General features: G+C 43.7%; 18 protein-coding genes and 2 tRNA genes. 10 read left to right on the forward strand and 10 right to left on the reverse strand.

The genetic code is table 11. The features are described 5' to 3' along the window. Positions 1-134: 134 nt before the first annotated feature. The 4 genes from vsple_RS20065 to vsple_RS20080 all read left to right on the forward strand — a co-directional run bounded on the left by vsple_RS20065 (position 135) and on the right by vsple_RS20080 (position 6284). Positions 135-2282, forward strand: coding sequence for a TonB-dependent siderophore receptor (locus vsple_RS20065; RefSeq protein WP_261883583.1), 2148 nt, complete (start codon positions 135-137; stop codon positions 2280-2282). A 144-nt stretch (positions 2283-2426) separates the two neighbouring features. Further along, a complete protein-coding gene (locus tag vsple_RS20070; RefSeq protein WP_420833822.1) occupies positions 2427-3308 on the forward strand; it encodes an iron-siderophore ABC transporter substrate-binding protein in 882 nt (293 codons plus the stop codon). Continuing rightward, entirely contained in the window at positions 3308-5302 is a 1995-nt protein-coding gene (fhuB, locus tag vsple_RS20075; protein ID WP_261883585.1) for a Fe(3+)-hydroxamate ABC transporter permease FhuB, read from the forward strand. Before vsple_RS20070 ends, fhuB begins: the two co-directional genes overlap by 1 nt. Positions 5303-5471: 169 nt before the next feature. Then, on the forward strand, positions 5472-6284 hold the full coding sequence (locus vsple_RS20080) for a crotonase/enoyl-CoA hydratase family protein (RefSeq protein ID WP_261883586.1): 813 nt from the start codon (positions 5472-5474) through the stop codon (positions 6282-6284). Between the two features lie 203 nt (positions 6285-6487). Here the strand turns inward: vsple_RS20080 and vsple_RS20085 are convergent, their stop codons facing one another. From vsple_RS20085 to vsple_RS20100, 4 genes are all read right to left on the reverse strand, one after another. Continuing rightward, positions 6488-6736 carry a hypothetical protein gene (locus vsple_RS20085; RefSeq protein ID WP_261883587.1) on the reverse strand — a complete coding sequence of 83 codons (249 nt, stop codon included), beginning with the start codon at positions 6734-6736 and terminating at the stop codon, positions 6488-6490. A 256-nt stretch (positions 6737-6992) separates the two neighbouring features. Then, a complete protein-coding gene (locus vsple_RS20090) occupies positions 6993-8882 on the reverse strand; it encodes an SLC13 family permease (RefSeq protein WP_261883588.1) in 1890 nt (629 codons plus the stop codon). Positions 8883-9178: 296 nt separating this feature from the next. Continuing rightward, positions 9179-9253: transfer RNA gene (locus tag vsple_RS20095), tRNA-Gly, on the reverse strand. A gap of 39 nt (positions 9254-9292) precedes the next feature. Further along, positions 9293-9367, reverse strand: a tRNA-Gly gene (locus vsple_RS20100). 527 nt (positions 9368-9894) lie between these two features. On the opposite strand from vsple_RS20100, the gene vsple_RS20105 reads away from it, so the two are divergent. Further along, on the forward strand, positions 9895-11058 hold the full coding sequence (locus vsple_RS20105) for a threonine/serine exporter family protein (RefSeq protein WP_255231956.1): 1164 nt from the start codon (positions 9895-9897) through the stop codon (positions 11056-11058). A gap of 70 nt (positions 11059-11128) precedes the next feature. Here vsple_RS20105 and vsple_RS20110 read toward each other — a convergent pair whose 3' ends face one another. Beyond that, the gene (locus vsple_RS20110) at positions 11129-12241 is read right to left on the reverse strand and encodes a helix-turn-helix domain-containing protein (RefSeq protein WP_261883589.1); all 1113 of its coding nucleotides are present in this window, start codon (positions 12239-12241) and stop codon (positions 11129-11131) included. A gap of 21 nt (positions 12242-12262) precedes the next feature. On the opposite strand from vsple_RS20110, the gene vsple_RS20115 reads away from it, so the two are divergent. Then, positions 12263-14269 (forward strand): TonB-dependent siderophore receptor, encoded by a 2007-nt coding sequence (locus vsple_RS20115; RefSeq protein ID WP_276540053.1) that lies wholly within the window; start codon positions 12263-12265, stop codon positions 14267-14269. A gap of 192 nt (positions 14270-14461) precedes the next feature. Here the strand turns inward: vsple_RS20115 and vsple_RS20120 are convergent, their stop codons facing one another. From vsple_RS20120 to vsple_RS20140, 5 genes are all read right to left on the reverse strand, one after another. Then, positions 14462-15412, reverse strand: a complete 951-nt coding sequence (locus vsple_RS20120) for an amino acid ABC transporter permease (protein ID WP_420833809.1) — start codon at positions 15410-15412, stop codon at positions 14462-14464. A gap of 143 nt (positions 15413-15555) precedes the next feature. Continuing rightward, positions 15556-16365, reverse strand: a complete 810-nt coding sequence (locus vsple_RS20125) for a transporter substrate-binding domain-containing protein (RefSeq protein WP_032552714.1) — start codon at positions 16363-16365, stop codon at positions 15556-15558. A 12-nt stretch (positions 16366-16377) separates the two neighbouring features. Next, a complete protein-coding gene (locus vsple_RS20130; protein ID WP_261883590.1) occupies positions 16378-17175 on the reverse strand; it encodes an amino acid ABC transporter permease in 798 nt (265 codons plus the stop codon). Then, complete coding sequence (locus vsple_RS20135; RefSeq protein WP_261884029.1) at positions 17175-17891, reverse strand: amino acid ABC transporter ATP-binding protein; 717 nt, start codon at positions 17889-17891, stop codon at positions 17175-17177. Before vsple_RS20135 ends, vsple_RS20130 begins: the two co-directional genes overlap by 1 nt. A 271-nt stretch (positions 17892-18162) precedes the next feature. After that, on the reverse strand, positions 18163-19311 hold the full coding sequence (locus vsple_RS20140; RefSeq protein ID WP_261884030.1) for an iron-containing alcohol dehydrogenase: 1149 nt from the start codon (positions 19309-19311) through the stop codon (positions 18163-18165). Between the two features lie 183 nt (positions 19312-19494). On the opposite strand from vsple_RS20140, the gene vsple_RS20145 reads away from it, so the two are divergent. The 4 genes from vsple_RS20145 (at position 19495) to vsple_RS20160 (ending at position 24246) form a co-directional block, all read left to right on the forward strand. Beyond that, positions 19495-20379, forward strand: coding sequence for an AraC family transcriptional regulator (locus vsple_RS20145; protein ID WP_261883591.1), 885 nt, complete (start codon positions 19495-19497; stop codon positions 20377-20379). A gap of 498 nt (positions 20380-20877) precedes the next feature. Further along, positions 20878-22494: a polysaccharide lyase 6 family protein gene (locus tag vsple_RS20150; RefSeq protein ID WP_261883592.1), complete on the forward strand. Its 1617-nt coding sequence runs from the start codon at positions 20878-20880 to the stop codon at positions 22492-22494. Positions 22495-22818: 324 nt separating this feature from the next. Beyond that, on the forward strand, positions 22819-23322 hold the full coding sequence (locus tag vsple_RS20155; RefSeq protein WP_261883593.1) for a GNAT family N-acetyltransferase: 504 nt from the start codon (positions 22819-22821) through the stop codon (positions 23320-23322). Positions 23323-23544: 222 nt separating this feature from the next. Continuing rightward, complete coding sequence (locus vsple_RS20160) at positions 23545-24246, forward strand: lipoate--protein ligase family protein (RefSeq protein WP_261883594.1); 702 nt, start codon at positions 23545-23547, stop codon at positions 24244-24246. Positions 24247-24302 lie beyond the last annotated feature (56 nt).

The raw sequence follows: 24302 nt of genomic DNA on the forward strand, positions 1-24302 counted from the left end.
AATTGCTTTTTACTGAGCAATTGACCTTTTTTATAGATATTTGCACCAAATTGTTAACTATCACGCCTTTAGATACATACAATGCAAATGAGATTTATTATTATTTAACTTAAGCATTGGTATCTGAGGGACTCATGAACACCCACACTCATTTCAAGTATTCCGCATTAACTGTCGCGCTCATTAGTGCTTTATCCGTTCCGGCATATGCAGAAGAGTCGAAAACAAACTCTGAGCAAGATGTAGAAACAGTAACGATCCTCGGCAAGGCGTATCGTAATACTGCGACAAAGTCTGCTTTGGAGCCGGAAGAAACCCCACAAGGTATTACAGTCATCGAAGGAGAGCAGCTTGAGCAGCGTGGTGTAAAGTCACTCAACCAAGCACTGCGTTATGCGCCGGGTGTGGTTACAGAGCAGAAGGGTGCGTCAGTGACGATGTATGACACATTCTCGATTCGAGGTTTTACTAATAATCAAAGCTACTACGATGGTTTAGTATTGCCATTCCTGACGGGTTGGAACTTACAACCACAGATTGATCCCATCGCAATTCAACAAGTAGAAGTGTTTAAGGGGCCAACATCGGTTTTATACGGTGCAATGCCACCTGGCGGAATGGTTAATATGATTACCAAAACGCCACAAAGTGATGCTTCTACTAAGGTTGGTGTTTCGACAGGTTCACGAAGCCTAATGGAAGCGTCGATTGACACAACCGGACAGATTGGTGACGGTGATCTTTCATACCGCTTGATAGCGTTGGCGCGCAAACAAGACAGCCAAGTAGATAACGCTGAAGAAGAGCGTTATGTAATTGCGCCTTCTTTGGATTGGCAAGCATCCGATAACACACTGATTAATTTCAACCTTTATTATCAGAATGATCCTGCAATGGGAACAAACTCTGCGATGCCTTTAGAAGCGATCAAATATCATGATCCATCTGTGTCGATGGGGGATAAAAATTGGAGTACTTTCGAGCGTGAAGTACTTATGGTGGGTTACAAAATCAATCACCAATTTAATGACAATTGGTCGTTCTTGCAAAATGCTCGTTATACCGATGCTTCTCTATATCAAGAGAATACCTATCATCGTTCGACAAATTTTAACCCTGCTACGGGCGCGATGATTCGAAATGTATACAGTACCGATGAAGAGTCACAAAGCTTCGCAATTGATAATCAAGTTTCAGGTACTGTTTTGGCTGGTGGGCTAGAGCATAACCTTCTCTTTGGTGTTGATTACATCAAGTTAGATGGGGACTCTCTCTACAAAGAGTATACCGCTAATGCAGGCTTCTACGGCTTCAATGTGTATAACCCTAACAATGATCTTTTGGATCGTGACAATCTCCAAGAGAGTTATCGTGAAACACATGATATTTCGACAGAGCAGCTAGGTTTCTATTTCCAGGATCAAGTTCGTTACGATGCGCTAGTTTTACTCGCGGGTGGTCGTTATGACATGTTTAAAGCGATGGATGATAAACAAAGTGATTTACCAACCTACGATGGTAAAGATGAAGCCGATCATAATCAGTTTTCTTATCGTGTTGGGGCGCTATATGAGTTAAGCAATGGCTTGTCACCATTTGTAAGTTACGCAACAAGTTTTGAGCCAGCTGCTGGTACAGATATTAATGGTAAATCTCTGAAACCTCAGCTAGGTGAACAAGTAGAAGTCGGTGTGAAATACCTGTCTCCTGATATGGACAAGCAGTTCACTGCATCATATTTCCATATCACTAAACAAGATTCCATTGTTGCTGACCCTTCAGATCCTTCATACAGAGCTAAAATTCAGCTGGGTGAAGTTCGTTCACAAGGTCTGGAACTTGAAGGGCGTTGGTTTGTTACTGAAGAGCTAGATATTCAGGCAAGTTATACCTACTTGGATATGGAAGTGACAGAGGATGTAAATCCAGCTCTTGAAGGTACGACTCCTATTTATGTCCCTGAACACGCAGCCACGTTATGGGGGAACTACAACGTTTATGATGGAGTTTTGTCGGGAACACGCTTTAGTGCTGGTGCCCGATACATGGGCGAGATGCAAATGGATGCTTCGAATACTCAAGGTATGGTGCCATCTTACACTGTTGTTGATATCTCGATTGGTTACGATTTAGGCATGATGTCAGACTCTCTTTCAGGAGCGTCTGCAAACTTCTTAGTCAACAATCTATTTAATGAAGAGTATTACACCTGTTACGACAATAGTAATTGTTGGTTCGGCGAAGAGCAGTCTGTCGAGCTGAGTGTTAACTACGAATTCTAAAGGGTTAAAGTAACCCAAACAATCAAGCAGCCTGAGAAGGCTGCTTTTGTCGTTTAAAACATACAACTAAAACCGATAGAGAACAAAATGAAATTAATAAATAAAGGCTTACGACTTTCCAAAGTAGGAATTGGTTTATCGATTATGGTTTTCCTATGCTCAGGACAAGCATTCGCCAAGTTTGAAGTACAAGATAGTGAAGGCGCTAAAACCTTACCTTCACAACCTGAACGAATTGCCGCACTCAACTGGGATATTGCAGAGCAGGTGATTGAGCTCGGAGTGACACCTATTGCCGTGCCAGATATCGCTGGATACAACGAGTGGGTTGTTCAGCCTCCCATCCCAGAAGGGGTGCAAGATGTTGGGACACGCACAGAACCGAATTTCTCCGTTCTTAAGCAGCTAAAGCCAGATGTGATTTTGATCGCTTCACCGCAGAAAGATCTCGAATCCCGTTTGTCTGAAATTGCGCCTGTTCTCTACTATAAGACATACAGCGAAACACATAATAACGCACACGCTGCGATCGATAACTTCAAGAAAATCAGTCATGTCCTTGGTAAAGAAGAAGTGGCTGATCAAAAACTGCAAGCGATGAATGAAAGAATCGCTGAACTTAAAGGCCTGCTCGATAAAGCATATCCGGCAGACAAACCGAAAGTAACGTCGTTTCGTTTTGCAAGCACCAACTCGGTGTTCATTTACGGTGATAACTCGATCCCTCAATACGCGCTGGAACAGCTTGGCTTTGAAAATGCGATTCAATTGCCAGCCAGCCAATGGGGTATCACTCAGAAACGAATTACAGAGCTTAAGCACGTAAAAGATGGAATTGCACTGTACTTCGAACCTTTCCCTTACACGGCCAAACTCAATCGTTCACCAGTATGGAAGAGCATGCCGTTTGTGAAGAATAACCAAGTAGGGTCTGTTGCGCCGAGTTGGAGTTATGGCGGTGCGATGTCAATTCTTTACAACGCAGAAGCGATAGCTGAATCAATGCTGGAGCTCGCTGAGAAGTAATGAAATATAACGGGTTAATTGTTGTGGCTGTGCTGTTGTTCGCAGCCACTATTCATTTGTGGCTAGGGCAGAGCGATTTTGGGCCCGTATCTTTATTGATGAATGAGGTAGTGGCGGCAGGAAGTTGGTCGGCTCTACAAGACTTATATGCGCAGTCATTTGAGCTGATGGGGTTTATTGATGTCAATTTACCGCGTTTGGTGATGGCGATATTGGTGGGCGGCTCTCTGGGTACCATTGGTAGCCTTTTCCAGCAATTAACTCAAAACAGAATGATGTCACCATTGACGCTGGGTACATCAGCAGGTGCTTGGCTTGGACTTGTGCTGCTGAATGTCTTTGCGCCAATGCTAGTCGGTCAATTTTCGGTCTTTTTTGCTCTATTAGGTGCTTTGGCTGCGATGGGGCTGATTGTCGCGATTGTTGGTCTGAAAAACATGAGCGGCTTGCCGATAGTATTGGCCGGTATGGCCGTCAACTTGCTACTTGGCGCATTTGCGACGGCGATTATTCTGCTCAACGACCAATATGCACAAAATCTATTTATTTGGGGTGCGGGCGATCTCGGCCAGAATGGTTGGGAGCAAGTTGAGTGGCTGCTTCCTAAACTTCTACCTATTGTTGCTATATTCCTATTTGCACCGCGAGTATTGACGTTGTTATCGATCGGAACTGAAGGTGCCGCGGCTCGTGGTTTAAACATCGGTACCACGTTCTTTTTGTTGATGTTTATCGGTGTTTGGCTGGTTTCTGTATCAATTACTACAGTCGGGGTGATCAGTTTTATCGGTTTGATTGCACCAAATATTGCTCGCTACCTTGGTGCTATTAAGGCGAAGCATGAGTTATACGCGAGTGGGTTATTAGGCGCCTTACTTCTGTGCACAACGGATAGTCTTGCTATCTTCATGGGGCAATGGTCATTAGATATTATCCCGACCGGTACAGCGACAGCCGTTATTGGTGCTCCCGCGCTGATTTTAATTGCAAGAAAGCAGCTAACCGCACAAGATCAGATGTTCTTTTCGATGCCGAAAGGAGCAAAGCAAACGGGTGCTAAAGTCTATCTTGCGATAGGTACGGTAATGATAGTGCTGCTTGGATTGAGTTCTTTTTCACATCCGCTATCTAGCGAACACTACTTTCAGGTTCCAGATGCGTTTGAGTGTTCAATTCGTTGGCCACGTATGTTAACGGCTATTTTTGCTGGTGGTGGCTTGGCGGTGGCTGGGGTGATCCTCCAGCGACTGGTTTACAATCCGCTTGCGAGCCCAGATATCCTAGGGGTATCGTCGGGGGCGGTATTAGCGTTGATTTTGAGCAGCTTATTGTTTGGTCATTCAATCCATACATTAAGTCCTTGGGTCGCGTTTTCGGGTAGTTTAGGCGCTCTTGCTCTTTTACTTTTTCTCGGAAAGAAACATCAATACGCGCCTTCCATCTTGATCTTAACCGGGATCTCGTTAACCGCTGTATTAGAGGCTTTGGTTCAGTTTTCATTAACACGAGTGGGAGAGGGTAAATACACTTTGTTGGCGTGGCTTGCTGGCTCGACTTATCGTGTGAAACCTGAGTCTGCGTTAACTCTTGCTTTAGTCATCTCACTGGTCGTTATCGCGGTTTTGTCATTAAGTCGTTGGGTTACTTTAATTGGCTCGGGGCGTCAGTTCGCCTCAGCCCGAGGACTAAATATCTCAACCGCTTACTTAGTGCTGTTGAGTCTGGTCGCGGTGCTGTGCGGTGTGGTGACAACAACAATGGGGCCTGTTGCATTCGTTGGTCTTTTGGGACCGCATATTGCGGCAATTGTTGGCGCTCGAACGGTCAAAGAGCAAATTGTATTGTCTATGTTCATTGGTGCCACCTTGATGTTGTTTGCCGACTGGCTAGGACAAATTGTGGTATTTCCCGCTCAATTGGCTGCAGGGACTTTGGTTTCTGTCATCGGTGGTAGTTACTTTATCTTCCTCTTGTTAAAAGCAAGGCGTGATTAAAGACTCATGTGATTGTGATGATTTAGTACTTAGCAGAACTTAGGTACTGCTTTTTATGTGAATCAACATGAATACGTTGTTTAGGTATCAAATTTACCGATAGATATTTGAGTATGTTAATAAAATGTTTACTCTAAAAGTAAGCCCATGACATCGGATGTCTTACATTATGCCTAATCAAGATCGTGTTACTTGCACTATAGATGACAACAATATCGCGACAGTAACCCTCAATCGACCAGATAAATTGAACGCCATTGACATGGATATGTTTATGGCAGTGAACCACCTCACTCGAGAACTAAAGAAAAATAAAACCCTTCGAGCAGTGATTGTGACTGCTAGCGGAAGTGACTTTTGCTCTGGCCTCGATGTTAAATCACTACTCACGAGTAAAATGGGTGCATTAAAGCTGCTGTTCAAATGGTGGCCTACCCAAGCGAATGCAGCACAACGCTTTTCAACCGGATGGCGAGAGATTCCATGTCCCGTCATTTTCGCTATTCACGGTAAGTGTTGGGGAGGTGGCTTGCAGTTAGCCTGTGGTGGGGACTTCCGTATTGCGAGCTATGATTCAAACTTTTCGATAATGGAAGGTAAGTGGGGATTGATCCCAGACATGGGAGGCTCGCTTGCTTTTCGAGAAGTGATGCGCCAAGACCATACATTGGAAATGGCAATGACGGCAAAGGTGATCGATAGCCAGACAGCGAAAAGCTACGGTTTGGTTACTCACCTTTCATCAGATCCTTACATGGAAGCATACAATTTGGCGTTGGAGTGCGTTAATCGAAGCCCAGACGCAATTGCTGCAAGCAAAAAATTGTACCAGAAAACGTGGTGGACAAGTCCTGGCAAGGCACTCATGCTAGAGACTTGGTATCAGATAAAGGTTGGGATGAGCAAAAACAGAATCATTGCTGGTCAGCGAGAGAGAAACAGAGAAGAACAAAGAGCTTTTGAGGCAAGACAATTTAAGTAGGTCTGGCTCGGCCTTTGTTTATCGACTAGGGGCATTGACTTTAATCTAGATTAAGCTTCTGGTTGGTTGTTATTCAAGTTACTCGCAACTTCGTACGAATTGAATAATGAAGAGCAGCCATCGATTTTTTAACGGTGATTGCTCTTTTTCGTTTGTCGATGCGACTAGAATTTCACTTTTGTTCTTGATATTGAGTTTGTACCTCAAAGCAAGATAGAAGCTTCAAGTACATGGTGCGCTTCGCCGATAAGATCAGGCATATCGGTCATGATCTTTTTCAACTTATCGTCAATAGACTCAGCTTCACTCAATGCCTGGAAGTTACGGATCGCTTGTGTAGGTTGCTGTGCGACGTAACCTTTTAGCGTATCAAGCTCAATCTTGTTCGCATTTTCAACCTTAGTCAGCGCCACTGTAATGGCGTCTACGCTTAACTCTTTATTTTTTAACATTTTTGTTATTACGACATTGCTTTTGATGCGCGAACACTAACACAAGGTTCAAACCGGTAGATTGATTGAGATTATGAAATGCGGCTACAAAGCGGAAATCTGCCAATGTTGCGAGTGTAGTCTTATGTCAATCTGAGGTTAGGATAAAGGCTGTTCTCCGCTGAGATGTGTCTATAAATCAAGAGTAAACCCGGTAAGGCATTGATTTGTAGTTACTTATCATATTAAATCGTTGACACGGCATTAGTTACGGGGGTCAAAGTGGCCAAATAAGCAATAATAGAGGAACCGAGATGGCGATAACTAAGAGCTCTAACGGTAGTCCCAACTTCCAGTAATCGCCAAACTTGAACCCACCTGGACCGAGGATTAGGGTGTTGTTTTGGTGACCGATTGGTGTCAAAAATGCACAAGATGCTCCAATCGCGACAGCCATTAAAAATGAATCAGGACTGACATTCAACGCTGTTGCGGCTCCAATCGCAATTGGACACATTACTGCGGCAGTAGCAGCGTTGTTCATTAGATCAGACAGAAACATCGTCACGATCAAGATTAGAACCAATGTAACGACAGCGTTTCCTTGAGCGATCGTGTCTAGTAAAAAACGAGCGATGATATCCGCCATACCAGAGGTCTGTATTGTAGTGGCAATTGGGATTAGTGACGCGAGAAGTACGATGACAGACCAATCGATGGCATCGTACACCTTTCTGAGCGCAATCGTTTTAAGCGCCAATGAGGCGACGACACCGATTGAGAATGCGACTGTAGCGGGCAATAAACCAATTGCTGCGACTACAATCGAAATCAACATAATTGTACTAGATATCAGCGCATTACGTTTGTTGGGTAATCGCAGGTCTCTGTGTGCTAAAGGAACACATCCGTAATCAGAAGCAAAAGCCATTACAGACTCTTGATTGCCTTGTAAAAGAAGTAGGTCCCCAGATAAGATGGATTGAGCTCTGAGGCGATGTGTCTTTTTGTGTCCTTCACGAGATAACGCAAGTAAATTAACCCCATATTTAGCTTGTAGCTCTAAATCGCCAACACGTCTGTTACAAAGTACAGATGATGGTTTCACAACCAACTCAAACAAACTAACTTCATCTTGTTCACTGTCTGATTTGTCACTATCAGGTTCATTGGTCTCGTTATCATTGTCATCACTAGATGTTTTAGATGTCGTCTTTTGAACAGAATTAGTGAGAACTTCTTCGCCATGTTCCTGTTTGTTTTCAAATTCGTGCAACAGTTTGAGCCCTAAAACTGATAGAAGCTCGTTTAACGAATCAGCTTCGGCCTCAACAATTAAAATATCATCTGACAGTACTCTTCTTCCTGGGTTAGGTGCGATAATTTTTACTTGGTTACGAACTATGCCCGTAACTTGCGCATCTATGTCTTTGATGAGTTCTTTGATCTCTCTTATGGTCAAACGAACCACTTTACTTGTTGACCCTACATGTAACTCAGTCAAGTAGGCACCTGATTCAAATCCATCAGATTCAGCCTTAGCTCTTGCAGGAACAAGACGCCAACCAATTGCCGCGACAAATAAAATTCCAGCGAACGCGACAGAAATCCCGATAGGTGAAAAATCGAACATTGAAAAACTGCCGATCCCGACTTCCTCTCTAAAACCGGCAACGATCAAATTTGGTGGTGTGCCGATCAAAGTAGTCATTCCTCCGAGAATCGTACCAAAGGCGAGAGGCATTAATACTTGGCCTGGGGACATCTGTAGCTTTTGTGACAACTGAATCGCGACCGGCATTAACAAAGCCATCGCGCCGACATTGTTCATAAAACCAGACAAAAAAGCACCTAGGCCCATCAAAACAAAAATACTGACGGTTCTACCTGCATTCTCAGGCAAGATATTACGTGCAAGTATGTCTACCGCCCCGGAGTTTTGTAAGCTTTGACTCAATATTAATATACACGCAACGGTCACAACAGCAGGGTGTCCAAAACCAAGAAAAGCTTGGTCAGGAGCAACCAACCCGAAAATAACAGCGGCTGTTAGTCCTGCAAATGCGACCATGTCGTGACGCCAAGAGCTGAACAAGAACATAGCAACAATGGCCGTGAGAATTAGGGTTAAAATATATTGGTCATTGTTCATCCATGAACTAAACATCTGGATTCCTTATACGAGTTATCAGAGACGGGTAATCGTTCCACCCATATTGAGAAATAGTAGTGTAATACTAGATTGGTCAACAAATTCCGGATGTTATTTATTGGTCTTTTTGGCAATAATTGTCGACAGCCCATCATTTGCTTTATGAGGCCGTTATCTATTTTATTTAGTCATCCATTAAGCAATGGTTGTATGACTTCATGGGCAAAAATAATTGGCTTCCAGACACACAAAAACACGCACTAAAGCGTTTCATTACAAACAGTTAAATTGGGATTTTACTTACAAAGAATTGGAGCGTGCAGCGGGAATCGAACCCGCATCATCAGCTTGGAAGGCTGAGGTAATAGCCATTATACGATGCACGCTTATCGTCTTATTGAGAAAGACTAAGCAGGAGTAAGAGTTGGAGCGTGCAGCGGGAATCGAACCCGCATCATCAGCTTGGAAGGCTGAGGTAATAGCCATTATACGATGCACGCACATCGTCTTAACGAGAATGATAATGCCACATCTGACTGAAAACGAAACCTTTTTTTCCCAATTTTTATGTTAAGTGGTCGCATAATCACCGTTACGCTTTGTTTTTGTCCGTTATGATCTAGTGTGTACACAATTTAGCAAGTAATACCCATTCGAGTCTGTGTTGAAAAAGAGATCAGAAAAGGCTTGAAAACAAGAGGTTCTTATTCGCAAGAGAGTTTTGGTAGTAGTGGTTTTTCAACTCGCAATTTCAACGCAGTTATCAATCATTGTTACAAACTTGGGTGAGCAACTCTTTACTACACTGTAATAGTCTCTCATTTGTTATTAGGGTTTTATTTGGATTGGTTCAGCAAACTATATGGCATTGATATAATTGGTCACCATTTCAGAAGGGGGCTTTGTATAATGTGATTTTTATACTGAGAAAAAGCATAAAAATGAGTGACTAGTGCTACCAAATTGCTCGTCAATTCGACCCACGTTTGTTACATTTGCACCATATTTATTCACCTCGATAACGTTCATGCCTTCCCAGTATCGAATTAACAAAATTGTTGAAATCGGCGACACTCTACATCGCAGTGGCTGTGCTCCTTATAAACTTGAAAAGTACACACAACACTACGCCCAAAAACATGGTGTTGATGTGATGATCCAAGCGACACCAACGGCAATTAACTACCAGTTTCCTGATGATAATAATGCGGTTATTTTGAAGCGTCTTAAACCTGCTTCAATTAACTTGAGCCTGTTAGCGAACACCATCATTCGTATTAACCAACCGAGCAGCGAACCCGTTCCAGAACCCGTAGGCTATTCGAAGTTTGTCACAGCTCTAGCGAACATGGGGATTCCGCCCGCGTACTTAATGTTAGTCGGCAGTACTTTGGAAGCCGTGGGCTTTTCTGTTCTGTTAGGCTTGATGGTGTGGTTGTGTCAGCAAATTTGTCATGGGCGACGCGCCATTGCTGTCGAGTTCATTGCTGCGTTAATTACCGGTATTTTTGTTGCCTTCCTCGCCAGCACTGGACTGCCGATTCCTGTATGGGCTTTGTGTATTGCTTCGATTGTTCTGTTTGTACCGGGATTGTCGATCGCTAACTCATTAGAGTGTTTAGCGTTCAACGATTTGGTCTCGGGGACGAGTTTATTAGGGCAGAGCGCGTTAACCTTGATCAAGCTTTTCGTCGGTATTGTCATGGGGTTAAATATTGGTGAGGCATTATGGGGCCAAGCGGTGTCGATCTCATACATCAACGAAGTGCCCACATGGATGCACATATCCGGTCTGGTGTTAATCTCAGTGTCCATTGGTGTGATGTTCAACGCTCGACCAAAAGATATTCTGCTGGGTTTGCCTGTCGCAGTACTTGGAATGTGGGGACCATTCTACCTAGGCTTCGATAGTGGTTGGGTTGTTGGCACTTGGGTGACGACCGTATTGATCACTCTATATGGTACTTGGATTGCCAAAAAGATGGAGCTCACCGGTTCAATCTATATTGTCCAAGGTATCATCATTCTGGTTCCGGGCAGTCGTGTATTGGTAAGTGCTAGCCAATCGGTCTTTGAGCAGTCCATATTGCCAATTCCGAGCATTGGTTTGTCAGCGCTATTTATGTTCTCGGCTATTGTCGCGGGGCAGATCACCGCCTATTCAATCTACTCCCCAAAAGTGGAAAGATAAGTATCAAAACTCATGGTGCCTGTTTTATACGGGCATTCATGTTTTAATTTTGTCGTTTTTGAATGAGTGTTTACGATGTTCTTGCAGCAATATCATGAGGCGGCATGCCGAAAGTCTTCTTGAACGCGTTAGTGAAATTGGATGGATGCTGATAGCCTGCTTCGTATGCGGCTTCGGTAATTGATACGAGTCCTCTTTCCAGGTGTTGACGCGCGATTTCAAGTCGTCTGAAGCGGATGTATCCGTTGATCGTCATGTTGTAAGACTGCTTGAACCGTCTTTGGATATTAGAAACACTCATTGAGAACTTTTTCGCTAGAGTCTCTAAGCTGAGCTCTTGATCCAAATGAATTTCAATATAGCTGATCATCGCCTCAATACGCTCATCGTTACTTCTGTTTCGTATTGCACTTGAGCTGTTTGCCAAGCCTAATTTCTCTGGACGGTTTTGACAAACTTGGCAGCAGGATAGGGGAAGTTGTGAAAGTGAACTTGCCAACAATTGTTGTGTTAAGGCTTCTATATGCAGCTTCTGGTGGAAATCATCTGGTGTAGAACTTGTGGTTAATGTTTGGGCAAGTTGGAAGATCTGCTCTGTGATTTCTAGAGGGTAGTTTGCCGTATGCGATTTAATAAATTCGCGACTAGTGCAGTCTTCATTCATTCGAGCTTCAAGCCATTGTGGTTTTACTAAGATATTGATCTTATTCAGATGATTATTGGCGACCATGGCACGGCGGAAATTCGCAGGTTTAGCGAGATTTACCACAACACCTTGCGGTTTTTCTGATGCGTCAAGGCTGAACTCCAGATCATCATAACCAAACGATAATTTGCCCTCCAAGAGTATCGTGATCAAGACAGCGGCATGCGCCGTTGAGACGATTTTAGTATCCACGAGCTCTACACAACGCCCTCCATGAACAAAGATCTGGTCATTGTATTGATAAGAAAGAAAGGTCCCTTCAGCAAGTGAAGTCTGCTTAGGTTGGCCCTGTGTGACAATAATCTGCTTTTCTGTTTGCTCTAATTTTTTTGTCAACGTGACTTTGCCAATTCTAGCTCGTTTTGAAACTACTTCACCCATTTGACTTTTCCTCATAACACCTATGCGATTTTGCATAAGTGAATCGTCTGTCCATTTATAAACTCGCCTCATATTATACATGAGAATTATTATCATTTATATCTAGGAAAAGAATTTATGGAAAGCCCAATCCATTTGACCATTAAGCGATCAACATTATGTCTCGCAATCGGCGCGGCTATCGCTAGCCCTGCTTTTGCCGAAGATTCAACATCACACTTTGAAGAGGTGGTTGTGTGGGGAACTAAGGTGTCGAGTAACTCCGAGTCTATGGTGTCTGAAGACATGTCACTCAAACAGGCGGACCATATGTCTGACCTACTGCGTGATATTCCTGGTGTTGATGTTGGGGGCACGCACTCTGTTAATCAACGAATAACGATACGTAGTTTAAGCGAAACGGACCTCGATATTCGTTTAGATGGTGCGTCTCAACATGCGAATATGTTCCACCATATCGGTAACCTCACTCTGAACCCAGATATTCTAAAGTCTGCTGACATTCAGGTGGGTAACAATTCAGTGACGCAAAATGGACTGGGTGGTGCGGTTTACTTTGAAACGAAAGATGCTAAGGACTTGCTTCGTTACGATGAAACCTTTGGCGCTCGCGTTTATGGTGGCTATGCGACAAATGACAGCCAACAAGGTTCATTAACGGTTTATGGCACCCCAACGGATACCATTGATCTGATGTTGTATGGCAACTTTGTAACACGTGATGACTTCGAAGACGGAGACGGCAACAAGACCTTTGGCGCGGCAGGTGATGTCTATAACATTCTAGGTAAAATCGGCTATGAGCCGAGTGATCTACATCGTTTTGAATTAGCTTATGATCTTTATAGAGATAGTGGCGACTATAGCCCGCGTCCTGACATGTCTGGTGGTGCAAACGAAGGCTTGTCGAGCGATAAGCTCATCCCAACGGAATATGATCGTGACACGGTCACGTTGGGCTACGAGTTGCGCGGCGACACGCATCAAGCTGACGTAACACTCTATAACACGATGACAGAGATCGTTCGTGATGAATCCGTTATGGCTCCAGCATGGCCTGGCAACCGTCAATCGAAAAACAAAGCAAAAAACCAGAACTTTGGTTTGACTGCAAAAATTCAATCTGACTTTAGTATCGCAAGCTTCGCCAATACAGTGACTTATGGTTTTGATTACATGGATAAGACGTCAAGCTCTTACTACGGAAGCCGTAAATTCATGGATGAGTCTGCTATTTCCACGGCGCTGTTTGCAGAAGACCAATTTTATTTCACAGACAATTTCTCTGTAACAGCGGGTCTACGTTTTGATGATTATAAACGTAAAGCAGAAACCGGTACTGATAATTTTGATGATGTGACATGGGCGTTGGCAACCGAATGGGGCGTAACACAAGACTGGACCGTATTCGCAAGTGCACGTTCACTGTTTAAAGGCCCAGAGCTGTTAGAGAGCTTTATCGCTTACCAAGATGTGGCGTATCTCGCTGATGATATTAAAGCTGAAACTGGCCTGAACACGCAGGGTGGCGTTCGATTCAGCAAATACATCGAAGATCACTTCTTGGGTGCTAATGTGACGGTATTCCAAACCGATATCGATGACTATATTGCGGAGGCATATCAAGGTGCTACTTCGTCCTACTTAATCTACAACTTGGGCGATGTTGAAATTAAAGGTTTCGAAGCGAGCGTTTCTTATAGTTACGATATGTTCAATAGTAAGCTTTCTTACTCGCGTTCAGATACGAAAAACAAAGAGACAGGTGGCTATGTACCGGGTGGTAATGGCCGAAGCATTGATATGGGTGACAGCATAGCGCTAACGTTGGATTACCAAGCGGATTCCTTAGAGACAATCTTCGGTTGGACGTCGATCCTTGTTAAGGATGAAACAAACGTGGCTGATGGTGCGCCAATCAAAGAAGGTTATGATGTTCACAACCTTTATGCTCAATGGGTGCCAAATAGTGTTGAGGGTTTATCGGTTACGTTCGGTATAGATAATGTGTTCGATGAACTCTACACCTCTCATGCGTCACGTTCAGGTACAGCTCGTGGTTTTGTACTAGACGATTACGAACCGGGTCGTAACTACAAACTGTCTGCCGCGTACCAGTTCTAACGGCGTAGGGTTTTGAAACAGTGCGACCAAAACGAGTCGCGCATAATCAGAAGGATACATGCAAGCAGGTTAACGTTCACTCAATATGATTTATCTCCATAGGAATCACTATTGAGTTGGCTTGGGCGCTAAACGAACGCTAATTTTATTGTGGCAAAATGGCCTCGGGCAATCAGCTTGAGGTCATTTTTTTTACCGATTGAGATAAGCTCGAGAGCGTATTTCTATCCAATTAAACAGGCGAGATAAGGCGAAGCACAAGGCGAAGTAAACTGCGCCAACGATCAGCCATATCTCAAAGATAAGCCCCGATGAATTAGCCATCTCTGTGCCTACAAATGTCATCTCTTGAATAGAAATCAACGAGACAATAGAGGTGTCTTTGACTAGAGATATTGCCTGCCCTGCCAAAGGCGGGGTAATCGCTGTGAGTACTTGTGGTCCAATCACAAAACGGTATTTAGAAAAGCTAGATAGTCCTAGTGAATCCGCTGCTTCCCATTGCCCTTTTGGAACACTTTCCAAACCAGCACGAATCACCTCTGCAATGTAAGCAGAAGACAGCAAGCCAATACAGATAACGCCAGAAGCTAGATTCTCCCATAGGCTAGCAGGGCCGAATAGGAAACTCTGCAGACCGTTAATCTCTCCGTTATGCTCACGCAATAGAGTCTCAAGCCCAAGCAAAGGGATGAGTTGATTAGAGATAAAAAAGTAGAAGATGAACACAAACACCAAGGGTGGAACATTACGAACCAGTTGAATGAACAACAATGCAGGCGTTCGAAACACGGTTATGGATGAGTGACGTGCAACACCGAGCACAATGCCCACAGAGAGTGCTAATACCATACTCCATAGACTCAAGCGTAATGTCGCGATTAAGCCCTGAAAGAAATACGGAATACTTCCTTCAGATGGTGGAATGAAGATGAGATTAAACGCATCTTCCCAGCGCCAGTGATAATTGATGCCAACCGAAGAACGATAATACAGCCAACCAGAAAAAAGGCCGACAAGGAGAAGTAGCACCCCATCGAGAAGAGTAAGGCGTTGGTACCAAGCTTTGCTTTGGGGGCTAGGTTTGGTTGTTATGAGAGTGCTTGTATCCGTCACTGATAACCTATGTGTAGATTCATACATAATAATTTTCGTTTCAAAGTAGGCTCATAGAACCCACTTTGAAACTCAATTATAAAGCGGCCAGCCAGTTAACTGGCCACTGTGTTTGTCTTTTTAGAGCTTAGAGCTTAGAACTGAGAGCTTACTCAGAGCGTTGATTCTGATTACTGACCTTGAGCAATCTGATCTTGCCAGTCTAGAGTCGAGAACCAGTACTCGTAACGCTCTTGTAGCCAGCCATCTTCAGTACGTGCTTGAATCCATTTGTTGAAGAACTCTGCTTTGTCAGTTTCACCTAGGCGTACCGCAAAGGCTTCATTACCTTTTGATAAGCGCTCTGTGAACGGAATGAACAGAGTATCTGAGTTTTTAATGCTCTCGTGCTCAGGTTTAGGGCTCGAAGCAATCACAGCATGTGCGTTACCGTTAAGAACCTCTTGGAATGCTTGAGCATCGTCGTCAAACTGTAGAACTTTTGCTTTCGGGAAGGTTTCACGAGCAACTTGGACGGTGAATGCGCCGCGGCGAGCAGCTATTTTCACGCGACGAGAGTCGAAGTCAGAGATTTCAGTGAAACCTTTCGCCAGTTCTTTGTTCGCTGCAAGCTGAACGCCAGAGTGAGAATAAGGTTCGGTGAAAAGAACACTCTTAGCACGAGCTTCAGTGATCGACATACCACCGATAATCACATCAAATTTCTTAGAAAGTAGAGAAGGAATAATGCCGTCCCAAGCTGTTGGAACAAACTCTACTTTCCAGCCTGAATCTTCTGCTAGGCGTTTCGCAACATCAATCTCAAAACCAACAAGGTCGCCTTGCTTGTTACGCATTGCCCAAGGAACAAAGGTAGACATACCAACACGCAGCGAACCACGTTCGTTAATCTTGTCTAGATTAGGTGTTTCAGAGGCCAAAGTCGGTAAGCTGACGGCTAACGCTAAAAGCGCAGTGATGGCAGATTTAAATAGCTTCATGCTGATATTTCCTTATTGTTTGCGCCAATTAGCGCCGAGCTTGTGCTCGAGCCAAGCAGCGATGGCAGAAAGTGAAAGAGTTAATGCAAGATAAATAAGTGCCACAGAGAACCAAATCTCAAACGGCATGGCAGTTTCAGAGACAATGTTACGCGCCTCTGTTGTGAGATCGAAAATCGCCATCACACTCACGATTGAAGAGTTCTTGATAAGCGAGATCACTTCATTGGTTAGTGGTGGTAAGGTTCTTTGTATGACTTGAGGTAGCACAATATCCCAGAAGGTAAACGTTCTTGAGAGCCCTAATGATTGTGCTGCTTCAAATTGGCCTTTGGCGATACTGTTCAGGCCCGCACGGAAAATTTCTGCGGTGTAAGCGCCCTGAAACAGAGCGAGCGCAAGTACTGCTGTACTAAAACGCTCTAAACCAAGTACCGGTCCAAAAACAAAGTAGAGTAGGTAGATCTGTACTAGAAGTGGTGTATTACGGATTAACTCAACATAGCCACCCGCAATGGCTCTACCCACGATGGAATTTGAGTTACGCAGTAGTGCCGTTGTTAAACCAATCAATAGCGTCGCGACCAAAGCGAGCAAAGATATCTTAATGGTAACGAATAGTCCTTCAATGAGCTCAGCTGGCCACCATTCACCATCTTCATAAAATGCTATGTAGTCAGGAACACGCTCCCATTGCCAACGATAGCCCATGGCTTGTGCGCCTGAGTCTAGAATCCAACTTACTGCAGCAACGAGCACAACGATTTGCAATAAGGCTGAAAGGGTTGGCTTTAAAATTCTGATGATCATCAATAGCTCAGTATTTGATTCAAAAAGGCTTGAGTTCGTTGATGTTTAGGGTTTTCAAAAAGCTCCGTTGGCGTATTTGACTCAACAATCTCTCCCTGATCCATAAAGATGACTCTGTCCGCTACTTTCTTGGCAAACCCCATCTCATGAGTCACACACACCATAGTGATGCCTTCTTCAGCAAGCTCAACCATGACATCGAGCACCTCATTGATCATTTCCGGATCGAGAGCAGAAGTTGGTTCGTCAAACAGCAGTAAGTCTGGCTTCATACATAGCGAACGCGCAATTGCCACACGCTGCTGTTGACCGCCTGAAAGCTGAACAGGGTATTTGTGTGCTTGCTCTGCAATGTGTACGCGTTCCAAGTAGTGCATCGCCAAGGCTTCTGCATCGGTTTTACTCATTTTGAGTGTGCGGATTGGCGACAAGGTGAGGTTTTCGATCACTGTAAGATGTGGAAACAGATGAAAGTGTTGGAAAACCATGCCGACTTGGCCTGGAGTGTTGAATTTACAAGGCAGAGTTTGATTGACGACACTGAGCTCACCAGAGTCAAAAGGCTCTAATTGGTTAATGCAGCGAATCAAAGTTGATTTACCTGAACCAGAAGGGCCGCAAACCACCACGATTTCACCCTGTTGGATACTCAAATCAATGTCTTTTAGGGCATGATAATCACCATACCACTTGTTAAGTGACGTAAACTTAACCATCTGAGAAGTTGCGTTCAATTTGCAGTTCATCTGTAGTTACGGAATGAATTACCTTAACAACATAAAAAAGTGATTGCACATAAAATTAAGAGCTTATGAGAATTTCGTTAGATCGTTCGGCTAAATAAAAAGCAGCGCCCAAATTGGGAGCTGCTTTTCTGAAACGTAAGAAATCTGCGTTTGATTCAGTTTGATTAAAAAACGTTGTCGCGCCTTGTATCAACGAACTCGTTTTTATGAATTAACCCAACGCGTGCGTTAAAATAATAGCCTACACAATCGCTGATTCTAGGATTTCACGCGTTTTCTCAGGAGTAATCGCTTGGTTTTCACCTAGTTTTACATAACCGTGAGACTTTAGTTGAGCGATAACGTTATCAATTGCGCTTTCTTTGCTTGCTTCATAGCCGTCGAACTGAGTTGCGACGTCTAAGCTGTGGTAGAAGGCTTCGATTGCATCAATGGTACGCTCTGCTAGATCTGCGCCAGATTCAAGGCCAAACACGTTACGACCCATTTGTTCCAGCTTGCCACGTTTTACTTCGATCTGGTTACGTAGAAGTGAAGGCTGAACAATGGCTAGTGAGCGCGCGTGGTCTACATGCCAAAGCGCTGTGAACTCGTGGCCGATCATGTGTGTTGCCCAGTCTTGAGGAACGCCAGTACCAATCAGACCGTTCAAGGCTTGGTTTGCTGTCCACATTAGGTTTGCACGCCATGAGTCGTTATCACGCTCATCATATTGCTTACCAAGTACAAGTAGGTTCTTTAGTAGCGTTTCTGCATAGCCGTCTTGAACCATCGCCTCTGTTGGCATCGTAATGTACTGCTCACATACGTGTACCCATGCATCGACCAGGCCGTTGATAAGTTGGCGCTCTGGAAGAGACTTCATGACATCTGGGTCCATTACCGCAAACTTAGGTTGAACAGAAGAGTGCATAAATGACAGTTTTTCTTGCGTTTCTTTGCGAGTAATTACAGCACCCTTGTTAGATTCAGAGCCCGTTGCAGGCAGTGTCAGTACCGCACCGATTGGTGTTGCTTCAGTTACCTGGTGTTTACCCGCTAGGATGTCCCAGCCGTCACCGTCATATTTTGCTGCTGCAGCAACGTATTTAGAGCCATCAATTACTGAGCCGCCGCCGACAGCGACAATGAATTCAACGTTTTGCTCTTTAACGATAGCAACCGCTTTGTCTAGTGTTTCTTTGGTTGGGTTGGCTTCAACGCCAGAAAACTCGATCCAAGAGTGATCTTTTAGAGCGTTCACAACTTGGTCGTAAACGCCATTTTTCTTAATTGAACCGCCACCGTAGATGACAAGTACTTTCTTATCTGTATCAACAGCTTGGCTGATTGCGTTGATCTGGCCTTTACCAAAATGAATCACAGTTGGGTTAACGTATGTAAATTGCATCATTGTGTCCTTGTGTAAATCGGAACTTGTTATTCTGATTGATTGCTCAATTTCTATATTTGCATATTAGTACAGTGAATTAGTGTGATGAAGAGTAGATCCTCCAAATAAATTGCCTATTTCTACAATATTGTTATTCTCTAATTGATATCGGCTCGCAACCAGTACGGGAAATAACCATCTATGAAGACACTCGCTCAGTTACTACAATCCTACGTTGAATATAAAGGTTGGGATGATCTAGAGGGGATCAGAGAAACGGGTATCGAAGGTGTCTGGTTGTACAGAAGTAGTCGTGGTAATCATCGTCAGCCATTCACCTATCAGTCTGGCATCATCATGTTGGGGCAAGGTAAGAAGAATATCTACATAGGTGACAGGCCAGTCACTTATGCAGCAGGCGATTATTTGGTTGTCGGTGTGCCAATGCCGTTAGAGTGTGAAGCACTGCCTGTTGATGATGAACCTTTGTTAGGTTTATCGATTAATATTGACTCTCAAAGGCTGCATAGCTTGGTGAAAAAGCTCGAAGACCAAGGCTTTTTAGAAAGCTACTGCAACAAGCACAAACAAAACGCGAGTGGTTTAGAGTCCACACCAATGGAAGAGGCGATGTTAGAGAGCTTTAAGCGATTGGTGAAAATGCTCCATTGCGACATTGAAGCTAATATTCTTGGTGATGCTATCGTTACCGAGATTGTTTACCGTGCACTCACGGGATCAGAAGGGCGTGTTCTGTTTGATCTTGCTCATCATGATGGACATTACGCTCGTGTGGCTAAAGCTTTGTCTAAGGTACATGAAGAGTACGATCAAACCATTACCGTTCAATCTCTTGCTGAAGAAGCAAACATGAGTGTCTCTGCTTTCCATAGTGCTTTTCGTAGCGTTACTTTTGAATCGCCACTCCAGTACCTTAAGAAAGTGCGACTTAACAAAGCCAAAGAGCTGATTCAACTGGAAGGCGTGCGTATTAGCGATGCGGCTCGTCGAGTCGGTTACTCCAGCCCATCCCAATTCAGTCGTGAATTCAAACGCCACTTTAATACCACGCCAAGAGCAGTATAAATCGTTGTGCAACCCCATTTCTCTCTATACAGCCTCCGTTCTAGGCTGACTTTTTCACGTATAGCGACTGCAAGGTGGGTATCTGTTGTAGATACTCTCTTTTATTTATAATACAAATTAGATGGCTAAGATTTACATGATTAACACTCAAGTTAAGTTATTTAAAAGCCTGTCTTGATAGCTCCTCTCAATTCATTAATAAGCATTTCGCTCTGAGCTAAATGTAAGAAAATGTGTAGTTGAGAGCGCAGTTATTGAGATTTTGCATGTCCTATCACCCATTCAGTTAAGTGGTTTCTGTTGCCGATAATTCAGGTCTCAAACTGTAAGATCGTCGTCACGCATTTGAAGTATTGTAGTACAAATTATTTCGTCATCTATCTATATTGTTCTCAAAAAGAAGCAGTAATAAAAAGCCACAAGAGCAGTGTAATTAGAAGATTTACCCGTCTGGGTGGCGGTTAATTTGTTAATCCATTATTTAATGTGAGAAGTAAGATGAAGAAAAAATTCGTTTCGGTAAGCATTGTTAGCGCGCTTACACTGGCTTTTGCTACGGGCTGTACCACTCAAGAGAACACATCACTAGTGCTGAGTGCAGCAGGTCAATCCGCTCCAGTGATTAATGACATCGATCGAAACTACCTTTTGAACAGTGATCGTTTAGTTGAGGTGAATGGCAACACACTCCCAGTTGCATCAGAAGAGCAAGTCGCTTCCCTACAAGCGCAGTTTGAAAACTTGAAAGATGGTGATGAAGTGGTTATCCCTGATGGGAAGTACACAAATCTGGGTCAAGTGACGATCACTGCAAACAATATTACTATTAGAGCTGAGCAGGCGGGTGCGGCGTGGCTCACTGGTTTGGTTCAATTCGAACTAAAAGGTAATGATATTACCTTAGACGGTTTAGTGTTTACCGAAGGTGGTCCAAATGAGCGCTTTGGTGCGGTTCGTATGATGGGTAATAACAACACCCTTCAAAATTCGACCTTTTACTATTTCAACCATGATTACACGTACGAGCCAGATGAGCGCCGCTCTGAGTACCCTAAATTCTTGTGGGTCTCGCTGTGGGGCAAAGATGGAAAAGTGATCAACAACCGTTTTGAAGGTAAGCAAAAGCGCGGTACATTGATTGGTGTTCAAAAAGATGACACGCCAGACAATCATTTGATTTCGAATAATATTTTCATGGATCAGAAACCGAATCAGTTCAATGAATTCGATATCAAAGAAGCCATTCGTTACAACGGAAATAGCTGGGAAGCGATCCGAATTGGTGACTCTAAGTCTTCACAGTGGGACTCAAGCTCTAAGTTTGTAAACAACCTAATGATTGATATGGATGGTGAGCGCGAGCTTATTTCTATAAAATCGGGTGACAACACAATCGCAGGCAACACCATTTTCCAAAGTACAGCGCTCATTTCACTTCGTCATGGTAAGGGTAATACCGTTGAAAACAACATGATTCTTGGGAACGAAAAGCGCTTAACGGGCGGTGTTCGTATCTACGATGAAGATCATGTGATTCGTAACAATTACATTGCCAATACTCGTGGTCGTGATGGTGTGATTGAGGGCAATGCTGACTTGCGTGGTGGTATTGTAATTAATACGGGCATTATTGATGTAGCGAACGGCGAGCAGCTTGACCAATCGGTGAAAGGTAAGGAACTTAATAAGCAATGGACACCGAAAAATATCACCATTGAAAACAACTCTCTGGTCGATACTGAGTGGGGTATTGTTTATGGAAATCAAAGCCACCGTGTGAGCCTGTTCGACAACGCAGAAGTCGAAGGTATTTATGCTGGTGTTGACATCGCATTCAACAACAACGTGGTTGATAATTCAAAAACACCTGAGTTTGTGAGTGTTCGCGCAACACAAGATTTCCCATTGGTTGGAGCAACTTACAGTGATGAGACGTACGTTGGTCAGGTAACTGAATCTGAATTGATCGGAAGCTACTCAGTTGAACTGCCAAAGGTAACGGTTGAAAACGGCATCAACGCTTACCAAGGTAGAGGCGCGGATGTTTCTAAACTTGCGATTGTGACAGCGGAAACAGCGGGTCCAGATTACGTTCTTACTAATACGACCAAGTAGCTTTTCTTTTAAACAGGTGAGCGACCAATTAACTTCACGTTAGTTGTGCAAATCCCAAAGTTAAAAAAGCCTCAGCAAGGTCAACTTGTTGAGGCTTTCTCGATCTAGCTACAAATTTTTAATGTCTATCAATACGTGCCCATTAAAGAGACGCTCAAGCGCGGAACTCACACTGACTAATCCCTATAGATGGTTAGCATGCGTTGCCGAGGAGAGGATTTAACTATCTGTTATATAGAGAAAATAAAGCTGTTATGAGTTGCATATAAAATTGAGTGGGCTTACTCTGCCTGTTAATCGTGATTCAAATAAGGACAGGACGCAATGATCATCCAAACAGATAGACTCAATATGGCTCAAATTACAACCGAAGACTGGGCTCTTTTTCAGTCTCTAAATCGTGAGCCAGAGGTGATCCGATTGTGTTTCGATGAGCCATCGCCTGCCGATATTAAAGAAGCTTTCGAATCGCGATTGCCTGCTTGGAATAAAGATTCGACACATTGGCTTTGCCTTACTATCACAAACAAAGACAGTGGCGAGAAGATCGGTGTGACGGGCTTTCGTATGGTCGAGGGTGTTGCGGAAGTTGGTTATCTGATTTTGCCGCGGTTTCATGGCTTCGGCTTTGGTACCGAATCTTTAAAGGCTCTCATTAGCTGGGCAACCAAAGAGCAAGGGATTACGTCATTTCAAGCCATTGTAACAGAGGGCAATATTGGGTCTGAGAAAGTGTTACTGAAAAGTGGTTTTTCACTCAAAGAGGTCGTGCCAGACGCTTACACCATTGGTGGCAAGCGCTACGCTGATCATATTTACACCCTTTAAAATCAATGTCTAACCCTCAAAGATGTGTTGTTTCTTTAATCACAACGTGCCGAATCATAGAGTGGTCAGTATTTGCCAAGATGTTCAGGGCTTGGCCATAGTGCCGCAAGGCAATGATATGATTCTTAATGTATGGCATCAATAATGTGAGATATATTGATATTATCCTCTGCTGAGGAAGAGTTGATATGAGTTCACGATTAGCTGCAGAGGAAAAGCGCATTGAAGTCAACGAATAAACTTGTACGTTACCCGCACATTGATGTTGATCGTGCGTTTGAAAAAGAAGATGAGCTATTGCAGCAAATTCAGGTTGGTGAGATTGGACAAGCCTTAATGCTGTGGCAAGCTAAAACACCGACGCTTGTATTACCATCAGGTAAAAAGTGGCCAGTAACGTTAGAGTCTAGAAAACAACTTGAGGCGCAAGGTTGGCAACTCTCTTCGCGAAAAACAGGCGGTGCGCCGGTCCCTCAGTTGCCAGGGATTATTAACCTATCGCATATTTATCATTGGCCTAGTAATGAAGCCTACGACATCAAAAAAGCGTATCTACATCTATGTGATGTTTTAACTCTGTTTTTTAAAGAGTTGGGCGTCGATGTGGATGTTCACGCAACTCCCGGTTCTTATTGTGATGGTGACTACAACCTCAATGTCAACAAACAGAAAATAGTCGGTACGGCTCAGCGTGTTTTGCTTAAACGCGGGGGTGGTCAAATAGTCCTTTCCCAAGCCTGTATTTTGTTAGATGTCGACTTAGAGAGTAGTGTTGCACCCGTTAATTTTTATAACCAAATTTGTGGTAACCCAACTGTTGTAGACCCGCATGTTCATACTCTGTTGTCTGATCATGTGAAGCCTCTGTCTTGTGTCGATTCACTCTTTCAGCGGCTAAGCCAAGCCTTCATTAAGTATGCTTAGTACGAGTTTGGATGTTGAAACAATTGAACAGATAAGATAAAGCCACTCAGGTGAAT

The organism is Vibrio pelagius, assembly GCF_024347575.1.
Classification (GTDB): Bacteria; Pseudomonadota; Gammaproteobacteria; order Enterobacterales; family Vibrionaceae; genus Vibrio; species Vibrio pelagius.